4 protein-coding genes and 2 pseudogenes are annotated in these 4,601 nt (G+C 77.1%); 1 reads left to right on the top strand and 5 read right to left on the bottom strand.

All coding sequences use genetic code 11. The features are described 5' to 3' along the window. A pseudogene (locus ACIQOV_RS28695) lies at positions 1 to 428 on the top strand (hypothetical protein); the annotation flags it as partial. 67 nt (positions 429 to 495) lie between these two features. Here the strand turns inward: ACIQOV_RS28695 and ACIQOV_RS28690 are convergent. From ACIQOV_RS28690 to ACIQOV_RS28670, 5 genes and pseudogenes are all read right to left on the bottom strand, one after another. After that, positions 496 to 1,170 carry an SAM-dependent methyltransferase gene (locus ACIQOV_RS28690; protein ID WP_359903868.1) on the bottom strand — a complete coding sequence of 225 codons (675 nt, stop codon included), beginning with the start codon at positions 1,168 to 1,170 and terminating at the stop codon, positions 496 to 498. Further along, positions 1,167 to 1,694: a DUF2064 domain-containing protein gene (locus ACIQOV_RS28685; protein WP_401053385.1), complete on the bottom strand. Its 528-nt coding sequence runs from the start codon at positions 1,692 to 1,694 to the stop codon at positions 1,167 to 1,169. Before ACIQOV_RS28685 ends, ACIQOV_RS28690 begins: the two co-directional genes overlap by 4 nt. A 99-nt stretch (positions 1,695 to 1,793) precedes the next feature. After that, positions 1,794 to 2,516, bottom strand: a pseudogene (locus tag ACIQOV_RS28680) (glycosyltransferase family 2 protein); the annotation flags it as partial. Between the two features lie 131 nt (positions 2,517 to 2,647). Beyond that, the gene (locus ACIQOV_RS28675) at positions 2,648 to 3,703 is read right to left on the bottom strand and encodes an NAD-dependent epimerase/dehydratase family protein (protein ID WP_401053383.1); all 1,056 of its coding nucleotides are present in this window, start codon (positions 3,701 to 3,703) and stop codon (positions 2,648 to 2,650) included. A 291-nt stretch (positions 3,704 to 3,994) separates the two neighbouring features. Continuing rightward, the coding region (locus ACIQOV_RS28670) for an ABC transporter ATP-binding protein (RefSeq protein WP_401053381.1) at positions 3,995 to 4,601 on the bottom strand (607 nt) is incomplete at its 5' end.

The raw sequence follows: 4,601 nt of genomic DNA, 5'->3' as shown, positions 1-4,601 counted from the left end.
GGTACGAGCAGGGGCACCTCGACCGGTTCGGCCTCCTGCGGATCGTCGTCGCCGACCGGTGGGCCCCGTGGGCGGCCGCACTGGTGCTGGCGGTGGTGGCACTGTGGGTGCTGCTGCGCGGCGATCCCGGCCGTCCGTGGCGCGGCGCCCTGCTGGTGACCGGAACGGCGCTGCTGGTCGTCGCGCCGAGCTACCCCTGGTACGGCCTGCTGGTGGTGGCCCTGGTCGCGCTCGACGGGCGGTGGGAGTGGCTGGCCGTTCCGGCGGCCGGACAGGCGCTCTACCTCGTCGGCGGGGCGGACGCCCAACGGTCCGCGTACGCGGTCGCGCTGGCCTGTGTGCTCGCGGTGCCGACGGCCCGTGGGCTGTCCCGCGCCGTAGCGCCGCGGCCGGCGCGCGGTCCGGCGCCGGGTACGACGAAGGCCTGACCGGCCGCCGACGTTCCGAGGCGCGTGGCGCACCGCCGACTCGGAGGAGGCGGGGCGAAGCGCCCCGTCACACGAGTGTGCCGGCGGAGGACTTGCGGAGGGCGAGGAACCGCCGTCCGTGGGAGGTCCAGCGTTCGGTCTCGACGAGCCCGGCCCGGCGGGCCCGCCGGGTGACCGCCCCGGCGCCGCATCGCGCCCAGGCGAACGCCGGACCGAGGCGGCCGTCGGAACCCTCGACCCGTACGGTGATCCGTTCGTCGAGCTCCCACGGCTCGACCTCGACCAGCAGGACGCCGTCCGGTGCCAGGAGTTCGGCGCCACGGCGCAGCAGCACGGCCGGGTCGCCGCCGATGCCGAGGTTGCCGTCCGCGAGCAGCGCACCGCCCCAGCGGCCCTCGGCGGGCAGCCGGTCGAACACGGACCGGCACAGGGCGGGGCCTCCGAGGTGGCGGGTCCGTTCCACCGCCGCCCCGGTGACGTCGACGCCCAGGGCCGGGACGCCGAGGGCCAGCAGGGCGGCCACGAGCCGGCCGGGTCCGCAGCCCAGGTCCACCACCGGGGCGGCCAGACCCACGCAGCGCCGCAGCAGGCTGTGGTCGCCTCCGGCGGCGGGGGCGCACCACCGTTCGACGTCGAGTGCGATGCGCGAGCCGTCCTCCTGACGCAGCCACAGGGGGCCGCGTCCGGCGCGTACGGCCTCGGCGAACGGGTCGTCGATCCAGGCGGCGGCCGGGGCGGTCATCCGGCGAACTCCGGGGCGGTGTCGATCGTGCGCAGGCGCACGGCGAACCCGGTGTGCGGCGCTTCGGCCGCGACGCGGCGGGCGTCCTGAATGGTGTCCACGTCAGTCATCACCGGGAGATGACGAACCGTCAGGCGCTCGGCCGCGAGGCGGTCGAGCAGGGCGGCGCCGGTGCGGGAGGTGGACATCGGCACCCCCCGGAGCAGGCGTCGGGCCAGCCGCTCGGTGGGGTGGGCCAGGCCGAGGGCCCAGAAGCCGCCGTCGGCCGCCGGGCCGTACCAGGCGTCCGCACCGGTGCGGTGGGCCGGGGAGAGCGACTCGGCGAGGACGGTCGGGTCCAGCTGCGGGGTGTCCATGCCGACGAGCAGGGCGGGTGATCCCGGAGCTCGCCGGGCAGCGTGGGCGAAGGCCGCCGCGAGCCGCTCGTCGAGCCCGCCGCCGCACTGCGGGACGACGTCCCAACCGGGCGGCAGCCACGGACCGGCGTCCCCGTCGAGGACGAGCAGCCGCCGGCCGGCCGGCATCCGGTCGAGAGCGGCGAGGGTGTCGACGAGGGCGGCCCGGGCCAGCGCCGCCGCCTGCCCCGGACTGCACGGCGGGGTGAGACGTGTCTTCACCCGGCCCGGAACCGGTGCCTTGGCGATGACCAGCAGGGTGGGCGGCGGTGCCGCCAGCACGGCCCGCATGTCGCGTACGGCCTGACGGGTGCCGCGCACGGTCCCGGTGACCTTGGAGCGGCCGGAGCGCGGCAGGTAGTCGACGTCGGTCTCGGTGATCCGCATCCCGGCCGCCGAGGCGGCGAGCACCATTTCGAGCGGATAGCCGGAGCGGCGGTCGCCCAGCCCGAGGGCGATCAGCCGCTCCCGCCGGGCGGCCCTCATCGGTCCGAGGTCGTGCAGCGGCGCCCCGGTGAGGGCGCGCAGCCGGCGGGCGAGGACGGTGTTGGCGAGCCGGGCGTGCACCGGCCAGGCGCCGGCGGTCGCGGGACGGCGGCGGCCGAGCACGAGGTCTGCCGTGCCGGCCGCCACGGGACCGGCGACGCGGGGTAGTTGGGCCGGATCGAGTGAACCGTCGCAGTCCATGAAACAGACCAGTCCGGCGGTCGCGGCGAGCAGACCGGCGTGGCAGGCGGCGCCGAAACCGCGCCGGGGCTCCTCGACGACGGTGGCGCCCAGCGACCGGGCCAACTCCGCCGAGCCGTCGCGCGAACCGTTGTCGACGACGATCGCGCGCCAGCCGTCCGGGACACGGCCGAGCACCCACGGCAGGGCCGCGGACTCGTCCAGACAGGGAAGGACGACATCGGCGACGGGGACGGGATGGAGGGGAGAAGTCACGCCGGTCACGCTAACCGCAGCCCGGCCCGCCGAGGCCGAACCGCGCCTTGCGGAGGTGCCACGTCGGCGAGGCTCGACCCGTCCGGGGGATCGGACGGGATCCGGCGGCACCCGCGCACGGCTGACGTCGCGCGCCGTTCTCACGCCCGCTGCGGCGCGGCGGCGAACTCCAGCATCCCGTCGGCGAAGGAGACCCGGGCCCGCCACGTGAGTTCCGTCCGGATCCGGGCGGAGTCCGCGGTGATGTGGCGGACGTCGCCAAGCCGGTACTCGCCGGTCACCACCGGCGTCGGTCCACCGTGGGCGGCGGCCAGCGCCCGTGCCATCTCCCCGACCGTACGGACCTCGCCGCTGCCCACGTTGTAGGCCCGGGCACTGCCCGGCGGGCGGTCGCCGAGCGCCGCCAGCGCGGAGAGGTTCGCGGCGGCGACGTCCGCCACGTGGACGAAGTCCCGGCGCTGCCCGCCGTCCTCGAACACCCTGGGCGTTTCGCCCCGGGCCAGGGCCGAGCGGAAGAGCGACGCCACTCCGGCGTACGGAGTGTCCCGCGGCATCCCGGGGCCGTAGACGTTGTGGTAGCGCAGGGTCAGGGCACGGCCCGCACAGGCGCGGCTCCAGGCGGAGACCAGGTGCTCCTGGGCGAGCTTCGTCGCCGCGTACACGCTGCGCGGGTCCGTCGGTGCGTCCTCCGCCACCAGGCAGGGCACGAGTTCGGCACCGCAGCGCGGGCACGGCGGCTCGAACCGGCCGGCGTCCAGTTCGTCCGGGCGCCGTGGGCCGGGTGCGACGTCCCCGTGCAGCCGACAGCGGTAGCGACCCTCGCCGTAGACCACCATGGACCCGGCGAGGACGAGGCCGCGCACGCCCGAGTGCGCCATCGCGGCGAGCAGCACCGCCGTTCCCAGATTGTTGCAGCCCGCGTAGGCGGGCGCGTCGTCGAGGTCCGTCCCCAAGCCGACCATGGCCGCCTGGTGGCAGACCGCGTCCACTCCGGCCAGCGCCCGCTCGACCGTCGCCCGGTCCCGTACGTCCCCCTGCCGGAAGTCCACCGCCGCGGGCAGCTCGGGTGGCATCCCCGAGGGATGGACGGCGGGAAGCAGCGCGTCCAGGACACGGACCTCGTGGCCCGCCGCCACGAGGCCCCGGACGACCGCCGAACCGATGAACCCGGCGCCGCCGGTGACCAGAATCCTCATGACCGGTGACGCTACCGGGCCCCGACCGTGGAACGGCCGAAGGCGGCGGTCGCGTCATGCCTCGGTCAGGGGTTCGGCCGCGCCGCCGTTGTCGGGCGGCCGACCGGGGCCGGTGCTTCCGTGCCGGCTGCGACACCTCCGGGGGAGTGCCGCCGCCGCGCGCTCGCCATCCGTCAGCCGTTCGGCGTCGCGGGCGGGTCGGCCGGGGACGAGCGCCGCGCCCTGTTCACCGGCGACCCGGTCCCGTCCGCCGCCCGTCCCGGTGCCTGGTCGGGCCGCGCGCCAGGCCGGTCAGGCCTCCGCGGCGCCGACCAGCGGGCGGTGGCAGGCCACCGTGCGGCCGGGCGCCACCTCCCGGGGCCGGGGCTCCTCGGTGGCGCAGCGGCTGTCCGCCAGCGGGCAGCGGGTGCGGAAGCGGCAGCCGCTGGGCGGGGCGAGGGGGGAGGGCGGGTCGGCGGGGAGCAGGCCGGTGTCGCGCAGCGGGCGGCCGGGTTCGGGGACGGCGGCGAGCAGGGCGGCGGTGTAGGGGTGGGCCGGGGCGGCGAGGACGGCCTCGGTGGGGCCGCGCTCGCAGATGCGGCCGAGCTGGAGCACGGCCACCTCGTCGCTCACCGCCCGGACCACGCCGAGGTCGTGGGAGATGAACAGGCCGGCCAGTCCGCGCTCCTCGGTGAGGTCGCGCAGCAGGTTGAGCACGGTGGCCTGGGCCGAGACGTCGAGGGCGGAGACCGCCTCGTCGGCGATCAGGACGCGCGGCCCGGCGGCCAGCGCCCGGGCGATGGCGACCCGCTGGGCCTGTCCGCCGGAGAGCTGGTGGGGCCGGCGGTCGCCGAACAGGGCGGGCGGCAGGCCGACGGCCTCCAGCTGCCGGGTGACGATCTCCTCCCGATCCCGATCC

Source organism: Kitasatospora sp. NPDC091257 (assembly GCF_044757675.1).
Classification (GTDB): Bacteria; Actinomycetota; Actinomycetes; order Streptomycetales; family Streptomycetaceae; genus Kitasatospora; species Kitasatospora lactacystinica.
Note: the sequence above shows the minus strand (reverse complement) of the source record. Positions and strands in the feature narration are given on the sequence as shown.